This window comes from Streptomyces ossamyceticus (assembly GCF_001418475.1).
Lineage (GTDB): Bacteria > Actinomycetota > Actinomycetes > Streptomycetales > Streptomycetaceae > Streptomyces > Streptomyces ossamyceticus.
On the sequence record NZ_LIQX01000039.1, the window covers coordinates 1 to 19,712 of the forward strand.

Consider the following 19,712-nt stretch of genomic DNA (forward strand, 5'->3'; position numbering starts at 1 on the left):
CCGTTGCCACCCCCGCCGTTGCCACCCCCGTCGTTGCCACGACCGCCGTTGCCACCGCTGGTGTCGACGTGTGGCGCGGATCCGGACCAATTGGTCACACTGTCGGCCTGATTGGCGCGAGGTGGCGGCTCAGTCGTCACCACCGGCGCCGGATGTGCCTCGGGAACCTGCGCAACGGGGCCGTCGGCCCCGCTGTCGTCGTACGCCCGGTCGTACAGCTCCTTGAAATGCTCGACGGTGTCGTCGGGACGGCGGCGCCCGCCGGACATCCTCGTCAACTCCTCGACGAGCAGCTCGACGACCCCCCACCGTGGGAGAAGCGGCTTGGTCAGGGCCTGGTGGATCGTCGTGTAACTCACGACGTCGTGCCCGCCCACCGCTTTCTGAAGGTCGCGGGAGGACGGCCATCCCGCGCGGCCGTGGAGCGCGTGGAGCGCCCGGTTCAACTCACGCAGAGGGCCGTCCGGCAGGTCGGGCGCCTTCCAACGCGGCATCGGGCGGCTCCCCCGCACTGTCAGAGATTGTCAGACGTCGGTCACGGCTCATGATGCGCCCCTCGGCACGTTCTGTCAGCGGGTGTGGAAGGTTGTGAGTGTTCATCAGGATTCGTTCACGCCCCGCCGACGCCGTCGAAGCTGATCAGCAGGACCAAGTCGGCCGTCGGGAGGACGGAATGGACCAGATCAGCACCCGCATGCTCGTCCTGCTGGGCGTGGGCGCCCTCACCATGTACGTCGCGTACCACCACCCCGGCCTGGGCGTGGCCATCGGGGTGGGGGTGATCGTGATGGCTCTCCTCCATGAGCTGCTCGCGAAGTAGCCATGACGGTGGCGCGAAACAGTGCTTCTGAAAATGATTGTCATCGTGCTACGGTCATGGCGCGTTCAACCTTTGACCACGCCTTTACTCGGAGTGTCCCGTGCGCGTCCCCGTCCGTCTTGTCCCCCTGACCGCGGTCACCGCGGCCTCCGCCCTGCTCACAGGCTGCTTCTCGTCGACGGGGGCCGACGGGGCCGACGGTGGCGAGGGCAAGCGGATCAGGGTCGCGCACATGCTGCCGCCCCGCTCGGGCCTGTCGCCGCTGTCCGACGACGCGTTCAAGCTGTCGCGCTGGTCGACCGCCGAGACCCTGGTGAAGCTGAACCCGGAGGGCGACGCGAAGCCCGCGCTCGCCACCGAGTGGAAGCGGTCGGGCAAGCGCTGGACGTTCACGATCCGGGAGGGCGTGACCTTCCACGACGGCACGAAGCTCACCGGTGACGCCGTCGTCAACTCCCTCACCCGCGCGGCCACCGCCTCCCCCAAGCCCCGCATCCTCGACGGCGTGGAGCTGACCGCGAAGGCCGACGGCGACACCGTCACCGTCACCACCGCCGTGGAGGACCCCCTGGTCCCCCAGCGCCTCAGCTCGCCGCAGCTGTCGATCCTCGCCGCGAAGGCGTACCGGGGGAAGACGGTGAACCCGGTCGGCGCGGGCACCGGCCCCTTCGAACTCACCAAGGTCGACGGCACCTCCTCCGCCGCCCTCGACCGCTACGACGACTACTGGGGCGACAAGGCCAAGGCACCCGGCATCGACGTGACGTTCGTACCGGACGGCACCGCCCGCGCCGCCGCCCTGCGCACCGGTGAGGCCGACATCGTCGAGGCGATCCCCGTCTCGCAGGCCGCCGTGCTCGACCCGGACCTGATCACCGAGGTCCCCATGCCGCGCACCAACACCCTTTACCTGAACACCGAGAAGGGCGTCTTCAAGGACGCCTCGCTGCGCGCCGCCGCCCGCGAGGCCGTCGACGCCGAGTCGATCGTCAAGGGTGTCTACGAGGGACGCGCCGACGTGGCCGAGGGGTTGCTGGGGCCCGCGCTGCCCTGGGCCGCCGAACTGCGGTCGGCGGTGAAGCGCACCAAGGCCGGTGACCCGTCCGGCAGGTCGATCACCATCGCCACCTTCACCGACCGCGCCGAACTGCCCGAGGTGGCCGCCACGCTCCAGCAGCAGCTCCAGAAGGCCGGGTTCAAGGTGAAGCTCGACGTCCGCGAGTACGCCAACATCGAATCCGACGCGCTGGCGGGCGCGTTCGACGCGTTCATCCTCTCCCGGGCGACCGTCCTCGACTCCGGCGACCCGGCCGCGTACCTCTACAGCGACTTCGCCTCCGAAGGCTCCTTCAACATCGCCCAGCTGGCGGACGACAAGGTCGACACCGCCCTGCGGAAGGCATCCGACACCGCCGCCGGCGACGCCCGCCGCAAGGCCGTCATCGAGGCCGAGACCGCCGTGCTCGGCACCGACGCCGCCGTGCCGATGCTCCACGAGCGCGTCATCCAGGGCGACGCGGCCGGTGTCGTGGGCGCGGCGCACGACCCGCGGGAACGCGAGCTGGTCACCACCGCCACCTACGTCAAGTGAGGCAGACCGTACGGAAGTCGGTCGGCCCCGCGGGGCTGACCCGCTTCGTGTGCCTGCTCGCCGTCCTGGCCGCCGTGGGCCTGCTGCCCTGGCTCTCCGGCAGGGACCCGGCGCTGACCGTGCTGCGCGCCCGGTCCGCCGAACAGGAGGCGACCCCCGAGGCGCTGGCCGCGATCCGCGAGGACCTGGGCCTGGACGCAGGCCCCCTGTCCCTGCTGGGCCGGTGGGCGTCCGGGCTGCTGCGCGGCGACCTCGGCACGTCCTGGGTGTCCGGCACCGAGGTGCTCCCCTCGGTGGTCTCCGGGCTCCAGGTCTCCCTCGGCCTCATGGGCGCCGCCTTCGCCGTCGCCGTGCTGCTGGCCGGCGCGCTGGTCGCCCCGGTGCTCCTGCGGGGCCGGGGGACAGCCGGCGCGTTCGCCGCGATGCTCGCCGCCGTCCCCGAGTTCCTGCTGGCCACGGTGGCGCTGCTGGTGTGCGGGGTGTGGCTGGGCCTGCTGCCGACCTCCGGCTGGGCGGGCCCCGAGTACCTGGTCCTGCCCGCGATCGCCCTCGGCGTCCCGGCGGGCGGTCTGCTCGGCCGGCTGGTCGCGGACGCGCTGCCCCCCGTGCTCGACGAACGCTGGGTGGAGCTGTGGCGGGGCGCGGGCGTCAGCCGGGCGCGGGTCTCGGCGGCGGCGCTGCGGCGCGTCCTGCCGCCCCTGGTCCCCCAGTTCGGCATGGTCGCCGTCGGTCTGACCGGCGGCGCGGTCGCCGTGGAGACGGTGTTCGCGGTGCCCGGCATCGGCCGTACGGCCCTCGGCGCGGCCAAGTCCCAGGATCTCCCCCTCCTCCAGGGCTCGATCCTCGCGCTCCTCGCGCTGGGCCTGGTCGCGGGCGCCCTCGCCGCCCTCGCCCGGCGCCGGCTCCTCGGCCCCGCCCTGCGCGACGCGGGCCTCACCCTCCCGGCCGCCCGCCCGGTCCGCACCCACCCGGCGGTGCCGCTGACCCTCGCCGTGCTCCTCCTGGTCACGGTCGGCTGGGGGGTGCTGCGGGATCCGTACGCCGTGGACACCACCGCCCGGCTGCTGCCGCCGTCCTGGGCGCACCCGCTCGGCACGGACGGGCTCGGCCGTGACGTCCTGGCCCGCCTCGGCCACGGCGCCGCCTCCACCGTCGGCACGGCGGCGGCGGTCTGCGCCCTGAGCCTGCTCGCCGCGCTGACGCTCGGCTTCCTGCCCCGTGTGGCCGAGGGCGCGTCCGACATCGCCAACGCGCTGCCCCCGGTGATCGCCGGCATCCTGGTCGCCGCCGCGGCGGGCCCCGGCACCCGGGGCGCGGCCCTCGCGGTGGCCCTGATCTCCTGGCCCCCGCTGGCCGCGCACGCGGCGGCCCTGGTCCAGGAGGTACGGGCGTCGACGTTCCTCACCGCGCAACGCGCGATCGGCGCGAGCCCGTGGTGGATCCTCACCCGGCACGTCCTGCCCTCGGTGGCCGCCCCGGTCACCCGGCACGCGATCCTCCGCCTCCCCGGCATCGCCCTCGCCCTCGCCTCGCTCGGCTTCCTCGGCCTGGGCGCCCAGCCGCCCACCCCCGAGTGGGGCCTGCTGCTCGACGAGTCCCGCGCCTACGTGGAACGCGCCCCGTGGGCGGCCCTCGCCCCGGCGGTCGCCCTGGCCCTGCTGGCGGGCCTCGCGGTGTCGGGCGCGGCGTACACCCAGGGGCGGGCGCGACGGCGCGGGAGTCGGAGGGCCGACCGGCCCCGGACGAACGAGAAGGACCTGCCCCGGCACCCGAGGGCCGCCACGGACGGCCGGGACGGGAACGACGAGACCCTGGCGGGAGCCGGACATGCCTGACGCACCCCTCGCGGCCCCCGCACCCGGCCCGCGCCCCGACCCCCGAACGCCCCTTCTTCCGCCCTCCGCGCCACCTGCACAGCCCGCACAGCCCGCACAGCCCGCACAGCCCGCACAGCCCGCACAGCCCGCACAGCCCGCTCCGAGGGTGCCCGTCGCGCCGTCCGCGACCGATGCCCTGCTCTCGGTGCGTGACCTGCGGGTCGCCTTCGGCGCCCTGGAGGTCGTCCGCGGGCTCTCCTTCGACGTCCACCCCCGCGAGGTGCTCGCCCTGGTCGGCGAGTCCGGCGCGGGCAAGTCCCTCACCGCGCGGGCCCTGCTGGGCATGCTGCCGCGGGGCACGACGACGAGCGGGAGCGTACGGCTGCGGGACGAGCCGGGGTCGTACGCCGAACTCATGGGCGCCACCCGCCCGACGCTCGCCGCCCTGCGCGGCCGCCGGATCGCCCTCGTCCCCCAGGACGCCCTGTCCGCCCTGTCCCCCGTGCACCCCGTCGGCGACCAACTCGCCGCGGCCGTACGGTCGGTGACGGGCCTCTCCCGCTCACAGGCCCGGGCCCGGGCGGTCGCCGCGCTCGACCGGGTCGGCATCCCCGACGCCGCGAGCAAGGCACGGGCGTACCCCCACGAGTACTCCGGCGGGATGCGGCAGCGGGCCGTGATCGCCATGGCGACGATCAACGAACCGGACGTCGTGGTCGCCGACGAGCCCACCACCGCGCTCGACGCTGAGCTCCAGGACCAGGTACTGCGGGTCCTCGGCGAGCAGCGCGAGGCGGTCGGCGCCGCGCTCGTGCTGGTCACGCACGACCTGGGCGTGGTCCGCGACCACACCGACCGCGTCCTGGTCATGTACGCCGGCCGCCAGGTCGAACAGGGCCCGACGCACCGGGTGCTGGACCGCCCGCGCGCCCCGTACACGGCAGGGCTGCTGGCGTCGCTGCCACCGGCGGACGGCGAGGACGGCCCCGCCGGCGGCCCTCACCGGCGCGGCGGCTCCGGCCGGCGCCGCCGGCTGCCCGCCATCCCCGGCTCACCGCCCGCGCCCGACGCACTGCCGCCCGGCTGCGCCTTCGCGCCCCGCTGCCCGCTCGCCGAGGACCGCTGCCACCGCGAGGAACCCGGCCCGTGGACGGTCGGCGACGGCCATGAGGTCTCCTGCCACCGCTGGGACGAAGTGCCGTACCCGGCGACCGAGTTGTTCCTGGAGCGGCCCGCGTGAACCAGCCCACCGCCCTGCTCGACGTGCGCGATCTGGTCGTCCGCTACGGCAGAGTCACCGCCGTCGACCAGGTCTCCTTCACCGTGGACGCGGGCGAGACCCTCGCCCTGAACGGCCCCTCCGGTTGCGGCAAGTCCTCCACGGTGGCCGCCGTGCTCCAGTTGCGTCGCCCCGACGGCGGCCGGGTCCGTTTCGAGGGCCGGGAGCTGACTGCGCTCACCGAGCGCGAACTGCGCCCGCTGCGGCCCCGGATACAGCCGGTCTTCCAGGACCCGTACGGCTCGCTCAGCCCCCGCCACCGCGTCCGGGACGCCGTCGCGGAGCCCCTGCGCGTCCAGGGCCGCTGGGACGCGACGGGCCCCGCGCGGGTCGCCGCGCTCCTCGACCGCGTCGGTCTCGACCCGGCCTACGGCGACCGCTTCCCGCACGAGCTGTCAGGCGGTCAGTGCCAGCGCGCCGGCATCGCCCGCGCCCTGGCCTCCGAGCCCCGTCTGCTCGTCCTCGACGAACCGGTCTCCGCCCTCGACCCGTCCGTCCGGGCCGGCGTCCTCAACCTCCTCGCCGACCTCCAGGACGACCTGCGGCTCGCCTATCTGTTCATCTGTCACGACCGCGCAGTTGTACGGCACTTCGCGGACCGGGCGGTCGAGATGCGCGGGGGCCGGCTCGTGCCGGCGTAGTCACTCCCCCCGCGTCGCCGCGATGATCCGCAGGAGCCCCTCGGTGAGCTCGTCGGCCTCGGGGGCACTCGGCGGGTCGAAGGTCCACTGGGCGATCAGCCCGGTCATCAGCGTCACCAGCAGCTTGCCGAGGGTGTCGACGTCCTTCTCCGTGACGTCCTCCTCCCGGCCGCCCATGAGCATCGGGATCAGACCGCGCCCCGCCTCGCGCTGCGCCAGCGCGAGATGGTCGCGGACCTCGGGCAGCTGGTCGCCCATGACGAGGATCTCCATGCTGAGCCGCCACATCGAGCCCGGCTCCCGCATGGTGTCGATGACGTTCCCCCACACCTCCCGGAACCGTTCGATCGAGCCGGGCTCGGTGCCGCTCAGCGCGTGCTCCCCCTCGTCGAAGGCCACGGAGACGTCGCCGACCAGAGCCACGTACGCCTGTGCGAGCAACGCGTCCTTCGAGCCGTAGTGGTAGCCGATCGACGCCAGGTTCGTCCCCGACTCCTTGACGATGTCGCGCGCCGTCGTCCGCGCGAAGCCCTTGGCCAACAGGCAGCGCTTGGCGCCTTCCAGCAGATCCTCACGGTGTCCCATGCGTCTCAGCGTAGCCGCGCCCTCATACGACCGTCCCATACGCACGTTCAGGACGAGCGTTTTAAACAAGCGTACTAGACGCACGTATAAAACACTCGTACAGTCCCTCCCATGACGACGAATCCCCGGATCTCCCCGGCCGCGCCCCGGCGGGCCGGCCGCCGCGAATGGACCGCCCTCTGCGTCCTGATGCTGCCGCTGCTGCTGGTCTCGATGGACGTGTCGGTCCTGTACTTCGCGGTCCCCGCGATCAGCGCCGACCTGGAGCCGAGCGGCACCCAACAGCTGTGGATCTTCGACATCTACGCGTTCGTGCTCGCCGGACTGCTGATGACGATGGGCTCGCTCGGCGACCGCATCGGCCGTCGGCGGCTCCTGCTCATCGGCGCGGCGGCGTTCGGCGCGGCCTCGCTGGTCGCCGCGTACGCCGACAGTGCCGAGACCCTGATCGCGGCACGCGCCGTCCTCGGCATCGGCGGCGCCACCCTGATGCCGTCGACGATGGCGCTGACCCGCACGATGTTCACCGACCCCGGCCAGCGGGCCACGGCCATCGGCATCTGGTCCGGCGTGATGACGGCGGGCGTCGCGCTCGGCTCGGTGCTGAGCGGGATCCTCGTCGAGTTCTTCTGGTGGGGCTCGGTCTTCCTGGTCAACCTGCCCGCGATGGCCCTGCTCCTGCTGCTCGGCCCGGTGCTCCTGCCCGAGTGGAAGGACCCCCGGCCCGGCCGCTTCGACCTGATCGGCGTCCCGCTGTCGATGGCGGCGGTCCTGCCGGTCGTCTACGGCCTCAAGGAGATCCCCTCGGAGGGCTGGAACGTCCGGTACGTGGTCAGCCTGACCGTCGGCCTGCTCTTCACGGCCCTCTTCGTCCACCGCCAGCGCACGACGCCGTCCCCGATGATCTCCCCCGCCCTGTTCCGCGGCCCCGGCTTCACCCCGGCGGTCGCCCTGAACCTCCTCGCGGCCTTCGGCATGATGGGCTCGGCGTACTTCACCACCCAGTACCTCCAGTCCGTCCTCGGCAAGAGCGCGCTGGAGGCCGCGCTCTGGGGACTGCTGCCGTCCCTGCTCATCGGGGTCGCCGCACCGGTCGCCACCGCTCTCGTCCAGCGGGGCGTGAACCGGGCGTACGTGGTGGCTGCGGGCTTCACGACCGCCGCGTGCGGCTACGGCCTCCTCGCCACCGCCGGACCGGACAGCCTGTGGCTGGTGCTGGCCGGGGCCGGTGTGCTCGCCGCCGGCATCGTGACGGTGATGTCCCAGATGACCGACCTGGCCCTCGGCGCCGCCCCCGTCGAACGGGCCGGTTCGGCCTCGTCCCTCCTCGAGACCGGGCAGGAGTTCGGCGGCGCCCTCGGTATGGCCGCCCTCGGCTCCATCGGCACCGCCGTCTACCACCACGAGATCCCGGCGTCGGCGCCCGCTCCGGCCCGCGAGACCCTCGGGGGCGCGCTCGCCGTCGCCGAGCAGCTGCCCGGTGCCACGGGCGATGCCCTCGCGGCCACGGCCCGCGCCGCCTTCACCACCGGAATGCAGGGCGCGGCGGTCGCGGGGGCCGCCGTCCTGCTGGGGGCCGCGGTGCTGGCGGCGGTCACCCTGCGCGGCGTACGGGCGAGGGACCACGAGCCGGTCCCCGACCCCGCCGGGGAAGGCCCTTCGGCCGTCGGGGGCGACCACGCGATCGGGCGGGACGCCGCCGAGCCCGCCCGGAAATGAGAAAGGCCGGGGCCCGACCACCCGAAGGTGGCCGGGCCCCGGCCGCACAGCGCGTGAGACTCAGGCGAGGTTCACCGAGCGCGCCGACGTCGCGCCGATCTCCTCGGCCACCTCGGCGAGCACACCCTGGGTCACCGTGTCGTCGACGGTGAGCACCGCGAGGGCCTCACCACCGGCGGCGGACCGGGCGACCTGCATGCCGGCGATGTTGATGCCGTGCTCACCGAAGATCCGGCCGACCGTGCCGACGACACCGGGACGGTCCGCGTACCGCAGGACGACCATGTGGTCGGCGAGCGCGAGGTCCACGTCGTACTCGCCGACGGCCACGATCTTCTGGTGGTGCTTCGGCCCGGCCAGCGTGCCGGACACCGAGACCTCCTCGCCGCTGCCGAGCGTGCCCCGCACGGTGACGACGTTGCGGTGGTCCGGCGACTCCGAGCTGGTGGTCAGCCGTACCTCGACGCCCCGCTCCTGCGCGAACAGCGGCGCGTTCACGTACGACACGGTGTCGTCGACGACGTCCTCGAAGACGCCCTTCAGCGCGGACAGCTCAAGGACCTTCACGTCGTGCTGCGTGATCTCGCCGTACACCTCGACGTCGAGGCGGACCGCGACCTCACCGGCCAGCGCGGTGAAGATACGGCCGAGGCGCTCGGCGAGCGGCAGACCCGGCTTGACGTCCTCGGCGATGACACCGCCCTGCACGTTCACCGCGTCCGGGACCAGCTCACCGGCGAGGGCGAGCCGCACGGAGCGGGCGACCGCGATACCGGCCTTCTCCTGCGCCTCGTCGGTGGAGGCACCGAGGTGCGGGGTGCAGACGACCTCGTCCAGCTCGAACAGCGGCGAGTCGGTGCACGGCTCCTTGGCGTACACGTCGAGGCCCGCGCCGGCGACGCGGCCCTCCTTGAGCGCCGAGTACAGCGCGGCCTCGTCGACGATCCCACCGCGCGCGGCGTTCACGATGCGCACCGACGGCTTGACCTTGTGCAGCGCCTCGGCGCCGATCAGGCCGACCGTCTCGGGGGTCTTCGGCAGGTGGACGGTGATGAAGTCGGAGACCTCCAGCAGCTCGTCCAGCGACAGGACCTTCACGCCCATCTGCGCGGCGCGCGCGGGCTGCACATACGGGTCGTAGGCGACGACCTTCATGCCGAAGGCGGACATGCGCTGCGCGACGAGCGCGCCGATACGGCCGAGGCCGACCACACCGAGGGTCTTCTCGGCGAGCTCCACGCCCGTGTACTTGCTGCGCTTCCACTCGCCGTTCTTCAGTGCCGTGTTCGCCTGCGGGATGTGGCGGGCGGTGGCGAGGAGGAGACCGCAGGCCAGCTCGGCGGCGGTCACGATGTTCGAGGTGGGGGCGTTGACGACCATCACGCCGGCCTTGGTGGCGGCGGAGACGTCCACGTTGTCCAGGCCGACACCGGCTCGCGCGACGACCTTCAGCTTCTTGGCGGCGGCGATCGCCTCGGCGTCGACCTTGGTGGCCGAGCGGATGAGGATGGCGTCGACATCGGCGATGGCCGGGAGCAGTTCGGCTCGGTCCGCCCCGTTGGCGTGCCGGATCTCGAAGTCCGGGCCCAGCGCGTCGACGGTGGCGGGCGACAGCTCTTCAGCGATCAGTACGACTGGTTTCGAGCTCACGTGAGTCCTCACAAGTCCAATGCTGCGGACGGCCGTCCCGACGGCCGCAGGCGGTGGAGGGTGGTGTCCGCGTGGAAGACGCACGACGCTGTGGGCCTGACGCGTATGTAGTCCAGCAGTGTAGTGGCGCCGAAGGCGTCGTCCCACGCCACCGCGGAAAGGTCACCCGGACGTGAGAAGAGGCCGGCCGCGGCTCCGGGTGAACCCGCCGCGGCCGGCCTCATCGGATCAGGCCTCTTCGTCGTTGACCCAGCTCATCAGCTTGCGCAGCTCCTTGCCGGTGGTCTCCAGCAGGTGCTCCGAGTCCTGGGTCTTGTACTCGTTGTACTTCTTCAGACCACCGTGGTACTCGTCCATCCAGGCCTGGGCGAAGGTGCCGTCCTGGATCTCGGCGAGGACCTTCTTCATCTCGGCCTTGGTGGCGTCCGTGATGATCCGCGGGCCGGTGACGTAGTCGCCCCACTCGGCGGTCTCGGAGATCGACCAGCGCATCTTCTCCAGGCCGCCCTCGTACATGAGGTCGACGATCAGCTTCAGCTCGTGCAGGCACTCGAAGTACGCGATCTCCGGCTGGTAGCCGGCCTCGGTCAGCGTCTCGAAGCCCGCCTTGACCAGCGCCGCGGTACCACCGCAGAGGACGGCCTGCTCACCGAACAGGTCGGTCTCGGTCTCCTCGGTGAAGGTCGTCTTGATGACGCCGGCGCGGGTGCCGCCGATGCCCTTGGCGTACGACAGGGCGAGCGCGAAGGCGTTGCCGGTGGCGTCCTGCTCGACGGCGGCGATGCAGGGAACGCCGCGACCCTCCTCGTACTGGCGGCGGACCAGGTGGCCCGGGCCCTTGGGGGCGACCATGCAGACGTCGACGCCGGCCGGGGGCTTGATGAAGCCGTAGCGGATGTTCAGGCCGTGGCCGAAGAACAGGGCGTCGCCGTCGTTCAGGTTGGGGGCGATGTGCTCCTCGTAGACCTGGGCCTGGATCGGGTCCGGGACGAGGATCATGATGACGTCGGCCTCGGCGGCGGCCTCCGACGGGCTCACCACGCGCAGGCCCTGCTCCTCGGCCTTCGCCTTGGACTTCGAGCCCTCGTGCAGACCCACGCGGACGTCGGCACCCGAGTCGCGCAGCGACAGGGCGTGGGCGTGGCCCTGGCTGCCGTAACCGATGACCGCGACCTTGCGGCCCTGGATGATGGACAGGTCGGCGTCAGCGTCGTAGAACAGCTCGGCCACTTTGGGTTCTCTCCTTGAGTGCAGGTGTTGCTTCCCACCGTATGACGGCGGGGCGAAGGGAAGTCTCGCGGTCTCGGCATACGGGCGGACGGCGTGTCACCGGCCGCCCGTGCCGTCGGTCAGGCAATCGTCCACCAGGCGTACGACGCCTGGCGAGGCGTTCAAACCGTCAGGCCGACCGGTCCAGGGCGCGCAGCGACCGGTCGGTGATCGAACGGGAACCGCGGCCGATCGCGATGGTGCCGGACTGGACCAGCTCCTTGATGCCGAACGGCTCCAGCATCTTCAGCATCGCGGACAGCTTGTCGCTGGACCCGGTGGCCTCGATGGTGACGGCCTCCGGGGAGACGTCGACGGTCTTGGCGCGGAACAGCTGGACGATCTCGACGATCTGGGAGCGCGTCTCGTTGTCGGCGCGCACCTTCACCAGAACGAGTTCGCGCTGGACGGCGGAGGACGCCTCCAGCTCGACGATCTTCAGCACGTTGACGAGCTTGTTGAGCTGCTTGGTCACCTGCTCCAGCGGCAGCTCCTCGATCACGTTCACCACGATGGTGATGCGGGAGATCTCGGGGTGCTCGGTGACACCGACCGCGAGGGAGTCGATGTTGAAGCCGCGACGGGAGAACAGGGCGGCGATCCGGGCCAGGATGCCGGGGGTGTTCTCCACCAGGACGGAGAGCGTGTGCTTGGACATGGTCTGCTTCCTTTACCTACGGCTCTCAGTCGTCTTCGTTGTCGCCGAAGTCGGGGCGGACGTCACGGGCGGCCATGATCTCGTCGTTGGACGTGCCGGCGGCGACCATCGGCCACACCATCGCGTCCTCGTGGACGATGAAGTCGACGACGACCGGGCGGTCGTTGATCGAGTTCGCCTCCTCGATGACCTTGTCGAGGTCGTCCGGGGACTCGCAGCGGATGGCGTAGCAGCCCATGGCCTCCGACAGCTTCACGAAGTCGGGGACGCGGGTGCCGCGGGCCTTCGGGTTGACGTCGTCCGGGCCGGAGTGGAGCACCGTGTTCGAGTAACGCTGGTTGTAGAACAGCGTCTGCCACTGGCGGACCATGCCGAGCGCGCCGTTGTTGATGACCGCGACCTTGATCGGAATGCCGTTCAGGGCGCAGGTGGTGAGCTCCTGGTTGGTCATCTGGAAGCAGCCGTCGCCGTCGATCGCCCAGACGGTCTTGTCGGGGGCGCCGGCCTTGGCGCCCATGGCCGCCGGGACCGCGTAGCCCATCGTTCCGGCGCCGCCGGAGTTCAGCCAGGTGGCGGGCTTCTCGTACTGGATGAAGTGGGCGGCCCACATCTGGTGCTGGCCGACACCCGCCGCGAAGATCGTGCCCTCGGGGGCGAGCCGGCCGATGCGCTCGATGACCTGCTGCGGGGAGAGCGAGCCGTCGGCGGGCTGGTCGTAGCCCAGCGGGTAGGTCTCGCGCCAGCGGTTGAGGTCCTTCCACCAGGCGCTGTAGTCGCCCTGGTTGCCCTCGCTGTGCTCCTTCTGGACGGCCTGGATCAGGTCGGCGATGACCTCGCGGGCGTCACCGACGATCGGCACGTCTGCGGCACGGTTCTTGCCGATCTCGGCCGGGTCGATGTCCGCGTGGACGATCTTGGCGTACGGGGCGAAGCTGTCCAGCTTGCCGGTGACGCGGTCGTCGAAGCGGGCGCCGAGGGCGATGATCAGGTCGGCCTTCTGCAGTCCGGTGACGGCGGCCACGGAGCCGTGCATACCGGGCATGCCCAGGTGCTGCGGGTGGCTGTCGGGGAACGAGCCGAGCGCCATCAGTGTGGTGGTGACGGGCGCGCCGGTCAGCTCGGCGAGCACCTTCAGCTCGGCGGTCGCACCGGCCTTGATGACACCGCCGCCGACGTACAGGACCGGCCGCTTCGCGGCGGTGATCAGCTTGGCGGCCTCACGGATCTGCTTGGCGTGCGGCTTGGTCACCGGGCGGTAGCCGGGCAGGTCGGTGGCGGGCGGCCAGCTGAAGGTTGTACGGGCCTGGAGGGCGTCCTTGGCGATGTCGACCAGGACCGGGCCGGGGCGGCCGGTGGAGGCGATGTGGAAGGCCTGCGCGATGGTGCGCGGGATGTCCTCGGCCTTGGTGACGAGGAAGTTGTGCTTGGTGATCGGCATGGTGATGCCGACGATGTCCGCCTCCTGGAAGGCGTCCGTGCCGATCGCCTTGGACGCGACCTGGCCGGTGATCGCGACCATCGGCACCGAGTCCATGTGGGCGTCGGCGATAGGGGTCACCAGGTTGGTGGCGCCGGGGCCCGAGGTGGCCATGCAGACACCGACCCGGCCGGTGGCCTGCGCGTAGCCGGTCGCGGCGTGACCGGCGCCCTGCTCGTGGCGCACCAGCACGTGCCGCACCCGGGTCGAGTCCATCAGCGGGTCGTACGCCGGGAGGATCGCGCCGCCGGGAATGCCGAACACCGTGTCGGCCCCGACCTCCTCGAGAGAGCGGATGAGGGACTGCGCGCCCGTGACGTGTTCGACGGGGGCTGACTGTCCTCCGGATCGGGGCCGCGGCTGCGGATGGTGGGCCCCGGAGGCCTGCTCGGTCATCGGCATTCTCTTCTCGATGCTGAGGGTTTTTTGCGAAGTTCGTGCGGTGTGCGGCTTGCGCTGACTGGTGCCCGTGCAACAAAAAACCCCTCCTTGCCATGAGGCAAGCGAGGGGAGCGCGCCGGGTACGGTCGCTGGGGATTCCGGATCATCCTCCGGTCGGTCCCAGCTTCAGCCGACGCGCTTTCCAAGTACGAGAATTCGGGTGCGCATGGCACTGACCCTCCCCCCGGCGCGCACCGTGTGTCAAGTGGGTGGGACAGGAGTCTCATTATGTGAGCGAAGGGCACTGCCGCCTCCGTAAACAGCGGGGACACCACTTGTGTACACCCCTGCCCCACCGCCCGCGAACGCGGGCTCGGCCGGTCCGGAGGGCACGGGGTAGTGGCCCAAGGACAGTGCCCGGCGCAGCCGGTATTCGTCCAGCGGTCCGGAGAAGGCGGCACCCTGGCCGTGCGTACAGCCCATCGTGCGCAGGGCGACGATCTGCTCGGGCAGATCGACTCCCTCGGCCACGGTCTGGAGTCCCAGATCGCCCGCGATACGCAGCAGTCCGCCGGTGATCGTGTGGAGCCGGGGGGACTCCACGACCCCTTCGACGAGACCGCGGTCCAGCTTCAGTGCGTCGACGGGGAGGCGGAGCAGTGCCGTGATGGCGCCGGGGCCGCTGCCGAAGCCGTCCAGGGCGATCCGGACGCCGAGGCGCCGCAGCTGCTTCAGCCGGCGTTCCAGGTCGTCCAGGGAGCCCTTCAGCTGGTCCGTGTCGGACAGCTCGATCACCAGGGAGCCGGAGGGCAGCCCATGGCGGGTCAGCAGTGTCTCGAGGGCGCCGGGGGGCAGGGAGCGGTCCAGCAGCCGCCGGGCACCCATACGGACGGAGACCGGCACGTTCAGGCCATTGTTGAGTCGGTCGGCGGCCTGCTCGACGGCCTGCTCCAGCATCCATCGACCCAGCTCGGCGGTCTTGTCGCTGTCCTCGGAGACCCGTAGGAATTCGGCCGGGGTGAACAGCACCCCCTGGGACGAGCGCCAGCGGGCCGCAGTCGCCACCGAGGCGATGCGTCCGGTGTCCAGCTCCACCACGGGCTGGTTCAGCAGCATGAACTCGCCCTCGTGCAGCGCGGCCCGCAGCCGGGTCGCCAGCTCGGCCTTGCGGACCACGTCCTGCTGCATCTGCGGCTGGTACAGCTCGACGCGGCCCTTGCCGGACGCCTTGGCGCGGTACATGGCGAGGTCGGCGTTGCGCAGCAGGTCGCCCGCGCCGAGGCCGGGCTCGGCGAAGGCGACGCCGATGGAGGCGGCCACCCGGACATCGTTGCCGTCGATGGAGTAGGGCTGGGACAGGGTGAGCCGCAGTCGGTCGGCCAGCTCGAAGATGTGCTGTTCCCTCGCCGCCCGGTCACGGGAGCCGTCCCCCACGATGAGGGCCGCGAACTCGTCGCCGCCCAGGCGGGAGGCGGTGTCCCCGTGGCGGACCGCTTCCTGGAGCCTGCGGGCGGCCTGGACGAGGAGTTCGTCGCCGGCCTGGTGCCCGATCGTGTCGTTGACGGCCTTGAAGCCGTCGAGGTCGATGAAGAGGACCGCCGTGTTGCGCAGGGCGAGGCCCCGGTCGGTGGAGCGGCGGCCGGACAGTGCCTGTTGGACGCGCTTGGTGAACAGCGCGCGGTTGGGCAGGTCGGTCAGGGGGTCGTGCTCGGCGTTGTGCTGCAGCTGCGCCTGGAGGCGCACTCTTTCGGTGACGTCCCGGCTGTTGAAGATGAGGCCGCCGTGGTGACGGTTGACCGTGGACTCCACGTTCAGCCAGCCGCCGTCGCCGGACTTGAAGCGGCACTCGATCCGGGTGGTGGGCTCCTCCGCGGGGCTCGCGGCGAGGAAGCGGCGCACCTCGTGCACCACGCAGCCGAGGTCCTCGGGGTGGATGATCGAGGCCAGCTCCTTGCCGACGAGTTCCTCCGCGGGGCGTCCGTAGACCCCGGCGGCGGCCGGGCTGACGTAGCGGAGGATGCCGCTGGGCGCGGCGATCATGATCACGTCGCTGGAGCCCTGCACCAGGGAGCGGAAGTGATTCTCCTTCTGGGCCAGTTCCTGGGTGAGCGTGACGTTGTCGAGCAGCATGATGCCCTGGCGAACCACGAGGGCGAGCACGACGGTGCAGGCGGTGATCAGCACCACGCGGTCGACGCTGCGGCCGTTGAGGACGTTGTAGAGGATGCCCAGGGTGCAGACCGCCGCGGCCAGGTACGGGGTGAGCGCGGCCAGGGATCCCGCGATGGGGCGGGTGGCCGGATACCGACTGTGACCCGCACCCTGGAGGAGCGCGTGGATCTGGGCGGCCCGGTGGCCGTCGTACCGCTGCTGGGCGTCGTGCCGCTGGCCCGGAATGTGTTCGTGCACCACGCGCGTGTGGGTGCCGTCCTCGGGCTGTCCGTGCCGCTGCCCGGCCCAGGGGGCGTAGGCGAGGAGCAGGGAGCCCGCGAACCAGCCGGCGTCGAGGAGCTGACCCGAGCGGTAGCTGTTGTGCATCAGCGGCGAGGTGAACAGGGCGTCGCACACCACCGTGAGCGCGAGCGCGCCGATCGCGGTGTTCACCGCGGAGCGGTGCATCGCGGTGCGGCGGAAGTGGAGGGCGAGCACCATGCTGACCAGTGCGATGTCGAGCAGCGGGTAGGCCAGCGAGAGCGCGGTGTGCGCCGTGGTCGAACTGCCGAGCTGGGCGGTCTGGGCGAGCGCGAGGCTCCAGGAGAGGGTGACCAGGGAACCGCCGATGAGCCAGGCGTCCAGCGCCAGGCAGATCCAGCCGGCCTTGGTCACGGGCCGCTTCGCCAGCACCAGCAGCCCCACGATGGCGGGTGGCGCGAAGCAGAGGAAGAACAGGTCGGCGTAGCTCGGGTTCGGGACGGGCCGCTCCAGGACGACCTCGTACCACCCCCAGACGCCGTTGCCCAGGGCCGCCATGGCGGACGAGAGGGCGAACAGCAGCCAGGCCGGGCGGAGGCCGCCGCGGCGACCGCGTGCGTAGCGGAAGCAGGAGACGGCGGCGGCCGCCGCGGCGGCGGCCAGCCCGAAGTCACCCATGACGAGGGCGACTTGTTCATGGCCCCAGCTGAACGCGGCGCCGACGGCGTAGCCCGCGCACAGCAGGGCGAGCACGAGCTGAGCCCGCAGGGTCGCTCCACCGCGGTCGGAGGCCAGCTCTCCGGGCAGGAGGGAGCCGGACAGTGACCTGGCCGAGCGGAGCGTGGGGTTCAGCGTGGAGACGGTGGACGGGCGGGGGCTCACTGGAGCTCCCCGGTGATCACCGCTCCCGGGTCCCGCCGATCGCGGGGCGTGGGATGGGTGTGCTTTCTGCGGCTGTCGTTCCTGTGGCAACGGCCGTGACAGCCGTGGTCGTCGTGACTCCCCCGCGGGTGCCTCGACGTCACAGCTCGCCAGGGCCGCCGTCGGCGGGTCCGTCGCGTCGGATCGTTCGTCCATAGGCCGTGCATCGCCCGTCGCCCCCCTCGCTGTCTCAAGTCCGTCCCCGGCGCCGAACGGTGTACGGCGCAGCCCCTGTCGGGGACGATACACCAGTATCGTCACTCAGGGACATAGTTCCTCTACGCTCCGTGACCACCTGCGGCAATACGAGCACGTACCGCTTCCGAAGGAATGCGGAGGGTGCCCGAAGTGGATTACGCGTCTGCCGTCGCGCCTGTCGTAAGGACCACGTTGCGCAACGGCTCGTGGTTCACGAACCGTGCCAACTGGTCCACCAACAGCCTTTTCGCACGCGGCAGGAAGGCCGAGCTGGGGCCGCCGACGTGTGGGCTGATGAGGACGCCGGGCGCCTGCCACAGGGGGTGGCCGGCCGGCAGCGGCTCGGGGTCGGTGACATCGAGGGCCGCGGTGATGCGTCCGTTCTCCAGTTCCGCGAGAAGTGCCTTGGTGTCGACGACGGCTCCGCGGGCCACGTTCACCAGCAGGGCGCCGTCCTTCATCCGGGCCAGGAAATCGGCGTTGACCAGTCCCTTCGTCTGCTCGGTGAGCGGCGTGGACAGGATCACGACATCCGCCTCGGGCAGCAGGGCGGGCAGGTCGGTGAGCGGGTGCACCGGTCCGCGCGCCGTGGTGCGTTCGGAGCGCGCGACGCGCGCCACCCGCGCCACCTCGAAGGGCGTGAGCCGGTCCTCGATGGCGGCGCCGATCGCGCCGTAGCCGACGATCAGGACGTTCCTGTCGGCGAGCGCGGGCCGGAAACCGCCCTCCCAGAGCCCCTGTTGCTGGGCCCGCACGAAGTCGGGCACACCCCGCAGGGAGGCGAGGGTGAGGGTCAGCGCGAGTTCGGCCGTGCTGGCCTCGTGCACACCGCGCGCGTTGCACAGCTGGACACCGGGAGCGAGCACGGACAGCCGTGACAGGACATCGTCGACGCCCGCGGTCAGCGTCTGGACGACCTTCAGCTTCCGCATGTGCTCCAGCGGTCCGACGCGCACCGACAGCCGCTTCATGTAGGGCACGACGTACAGGACGCAGTCGGCCGGGTCGCCCGGGTACTCCTGGGTGCCGTCCTCACCTCCGTCGTAGAACAGATAGTCGGGCCCCTGCGGCAGGCCCTCGATCTCGTCCGGGGGGATGGGGAGCCATACGTCGCCGGTCACGTCGGCGGTCCTGGCAGCGGTGAGGTCAGCAGTCATGCTCCGGAGGCTATGTCAGGCGCCCGGTACGGCAGAGGTTAGGTTGGAGGGCCAGGAGAGGGAGGGTCACGACCAGGTGGAGCGCAGGACGATCGGCGCGGCGACGCTCGAGGTGGGGGCCGTCGGACTCGGATGCATGCCGATGAGCTGGGCGTACACCGGGTCGCGGCGGCGGGGCGACGAGTCGACGCGGACGGTGCACAGGGCGCTCGACCTCGGCACGACCCTGCTGGACACGGCCGACATGTACGGCCCGTTCACCAATGAGCTGCTGGTGGGCCGGGTGCTGAGGGAGCGCCGCGCGGAGGCGTTCGTCGCCACGAAGGTGGGCCTGCTGGTGGGCGAGCAGCACATCGTCGCCAACGGCCGCCCCGGCTATGTGAAGCGGGCCTGCGACGCCTCGCTGCGGCGGCTCCAGACCGACGTGATCGACCTCTACCAGTTGCACCGCGAGGATCCCGAGGTGCCCGTCGAGGAGACGTGGGGCGCGATGGCGGAGCTCGTCCAGGCCGGAAAAGTACGGTCGTTGGGGCTGTGCGCGGTGGGCGCGCGGGCGGGCCGCCGGCCGGGGGCGGGCATGCACGACGCGACGATCCGCCGGCTGCGGCGCATCCAGCAGGTGTTTCCGGTGAGCGCGGTGCAGGCCGAGCTGTCGGTCTGGTCTCGGGAGGCCCTGACCGATCTCCTCCCCTGGTGCGCGGCCCGCGGCATCGGCTTCCTCGCCGCGATGCCCCTGGGCAACGGCTTCCTCAGCGGCACGCTCACACCGGGGCAGGGCTTCGAACCCGACGACGTCCGCGCCCGGCACCCCCGCTTCACCGCCGAGATGATGGCCGCGAACCAGCCGATAGTCGCCGGCCTGCGCCGCATAGCGGCCCGCCACGGAGAGGGAACCACCCCGGCTCAGGTGGCCCTGGCCTGGCTCCTCACCCTGGGCCCCCACGTGGTCCCGATACCCGGCACGAAACACGAACACTGGGCCACGGAGAACGCGACAGCCACGACCCTGCCCCTGACCCCGAAGGACCTGGCGGAAATCGCCGCACTCCCCCCGGCCCAGGGCTCCTGGGACTGAGACCCGAGGGGACCGCGTGGGCGGGGACGCGCCGTGCGGGGACGAGCCGATGGGTGGGGGCG

The 19,712-nt window shown here is 71.7% G+C and carries 14 protein-coding genes and 1 pseudogene; 7 read left to right on the top strand and 8 right to left on the bottom strand.

The window, feature by feature from the left end; translation table 11 throughout:
- Positions 1-494 (bottom strand): annotated as a pseudogene (locus AOK15_RS03710) (hypothetical protein); the annotation flags it as partial.
- 179 nt (positions 495-673) lie between these two features.
- On the opposite strand from AOK15_RS03710, the gene AOK15_RS45530 reads away from it, so the two are divergent.
- The 5 genes from AOK15_RS45530 (at position 674) to AOK15_RS03735 (ending at position 6,148) form a co-directional block, all read left to right on the top strand.
- Complete coding sequence (locus AOK15_RS45530; protein ID WP_167738785.1) at positions 674-820, top strand: hypothetical protein; 147 nt, start codon at positions 674-676, stop codon at positions 818-820.
- Positions 821-920: 100 nt separating this feature from the next.
- Positions 921-2,411, top strand: a complete 1,491-nt coding sequence (locus tag AOK15_RS03720; RefSeq protein ID WP_055512693.1) for an ABC transporter substrate-binding protein — start codon at positions 921-923, stop codon at positions 2,409-2,411.
- Positions 2,408-4,246 carry an ABC transporter permease subunit gene (locus AOK15_RS03725; RefSeq protein WP_055512695.1) on the top strand — a complete coding sequence of 613 codons (1,839 nt, stop codon included), beginning with the start codon at positions 2,408-2,410 and terminating at the stop codon, positions 4,244-4,246. Before AOK15_RS03720 ends, AOK15_RS03725 begins: the two co-directional genes overlap by 4 nt.
- 148 nt (positions 4,247-4,394) lie before the next feature.
- Positions 4,395-5,468, top strand: a complete 1,074-nt coding sequence (locus AOK15_RS03730) for an ABC transporter ATP-binding protein (RefSeq protein ID WP_055512697.1) — start codon at positions 4,395-4,397, stop codon at positions 5,466-5,468.
- On the top strand, positions 5,465-6,148 hold the full coding sequence (locus AOK15_RS03735) for an ATP-binding cassette domain-containing protein (RefSeq protein WP_055512699.1): 684 nt from the start codon (positions 5,465-5,467) through the stop codon (positions 6,146-6,148). The genes AOK15_RS03730 and AOK15_RS03735 overlap by 4 nt, the downstream gene beginning before the upstream one ends.
- On the opposite strand, the gene AOK15_RS03740 is transcribed toward AOK15_RS03735, so the two are convergent.
- A complete protein-coding gene (locus AOK15_RS03740) occupies positions 6,149-6,733 on the bottom strand; it encodes a TetR/AcrR family transcriptional regulator (RefSeq protein WP_055512700.1) in 585 nt (194 codons plus the stop codon).
- 111 nt (positions 6,734-6,844) lie between these two features.
- Between AOK15_RS03740 and AOK15_RS03745 the strand changes: the two genes are divergently transcribed.
- Positions 6,845-8,452 carry an MFS transporter gene (locus AOK15_RS03745; RefSeq protein WP_055512703.1) on the top strand — a complete coding sequence of 536 codons (1,608 nt, stop codon included), beginning with the start codon at positions 6,845-6,847 and terminating at the stop codon, positions 8,450-8,452.
- A 60-nt stretch (positions 8,453-8,512) separates the two neighbouring features.
- Here AOK15_RS03745 and serA read toward each other — a convergent pair whose 3' ends face one another.
- From serA to AOK15_RS03775, 6 genes are all read right to left on the bottom strand, one after another.
- Positions 8,513-10,102, bottom strand: a complete 1,590-nt coding sequence (gene serA, locus AOK15_RS03750; RefSeq protein WP_055512705.1) for a phosphoglycerate dehydrogenase — start codon at positions 10,100-10,102, stop codon at positions 8,513-8,515.
- Between the two features lie 228 nt (positions 10,103-10,330).
- On the bottom strand, positions 10,331-11,332 hold the full coding sequence (ilvC, locus tag AOK15_RS03755; protein ID WP_055512707.1) for a ketol-acid reductoisomerase: 1,002 nt from the start codon (positions 11,330-11,332) through the stop codon (positions 10,331-10,333).
- Positions 11,333-11,501: 169 nt separating this feature from the next.
- Positions 11,502-12,029 (bottom strand): acetolactate synthase small subunit, encoded by a 528-nt coding sequence (gene ilvN / locus AOK15_RS03760; RefSeq protein ID WP_055512709.1) that lies wholly within the window; start codon positions 12,027-12,029, stop codon positions 11,502-11,504.
- A gap of 25 nt (positions 12,030-12,054) precedes the next feature.
- Positions 12,055-13,902, bottom strand: coding sequence for an acetolactate synthase large subunit (locus AOK15_RS03765; protein WP_185093551.1), 1,848 nt, complete (start codon positions 13,900-13,902; stop codon positions 12,055-12,057).
- A gap of 246 nt (positions 13,903-14,148) precedes the next feature.
- Positions 14,149-17,181: a putative bifunctional diguanylate cyclase/phosphodiesterase gene (locus tag AOK15_RS03770; RefSeq protein WP_055512712.1), complete on the bottom strand. Its 3,033-nt coding sequence runs from the start codon at positions 17,179-17,181 to the stop codon at positions 14,149-14,151.
- A 392-nt stretch (positions 17,182-17,573) separates the two neighbouring features.
- On the bottom strand, positions 17,574-18,575 hold the full coding sequence (locus AOK15_RS03775) for a 2-hydroxyacid dehydrogenase (RefSeq protein ID WP_055512714.1): 1,002 nt from the start codon (positions 18,573-18,575) through the stop codon (positions 17,574-17,576).
- 76 nt (positions 18,576-18,651) lie between these two features.
- Between AOK15_RS03775 and AOK15_RS03780 the strand changes: the two genes are divergently transcribed.
- Complete coding sequence (locus AOK15_RS03780) at positions 18,652-19,650, top strand: aldo/keto reductase (protein WP_055512716.1); 999 nt, start codon at positions 18,652-18,654, stop codon at positions 19,648-19,650.
- Positions 19,651-19,712: the final 62 nt, after the last annotated feature.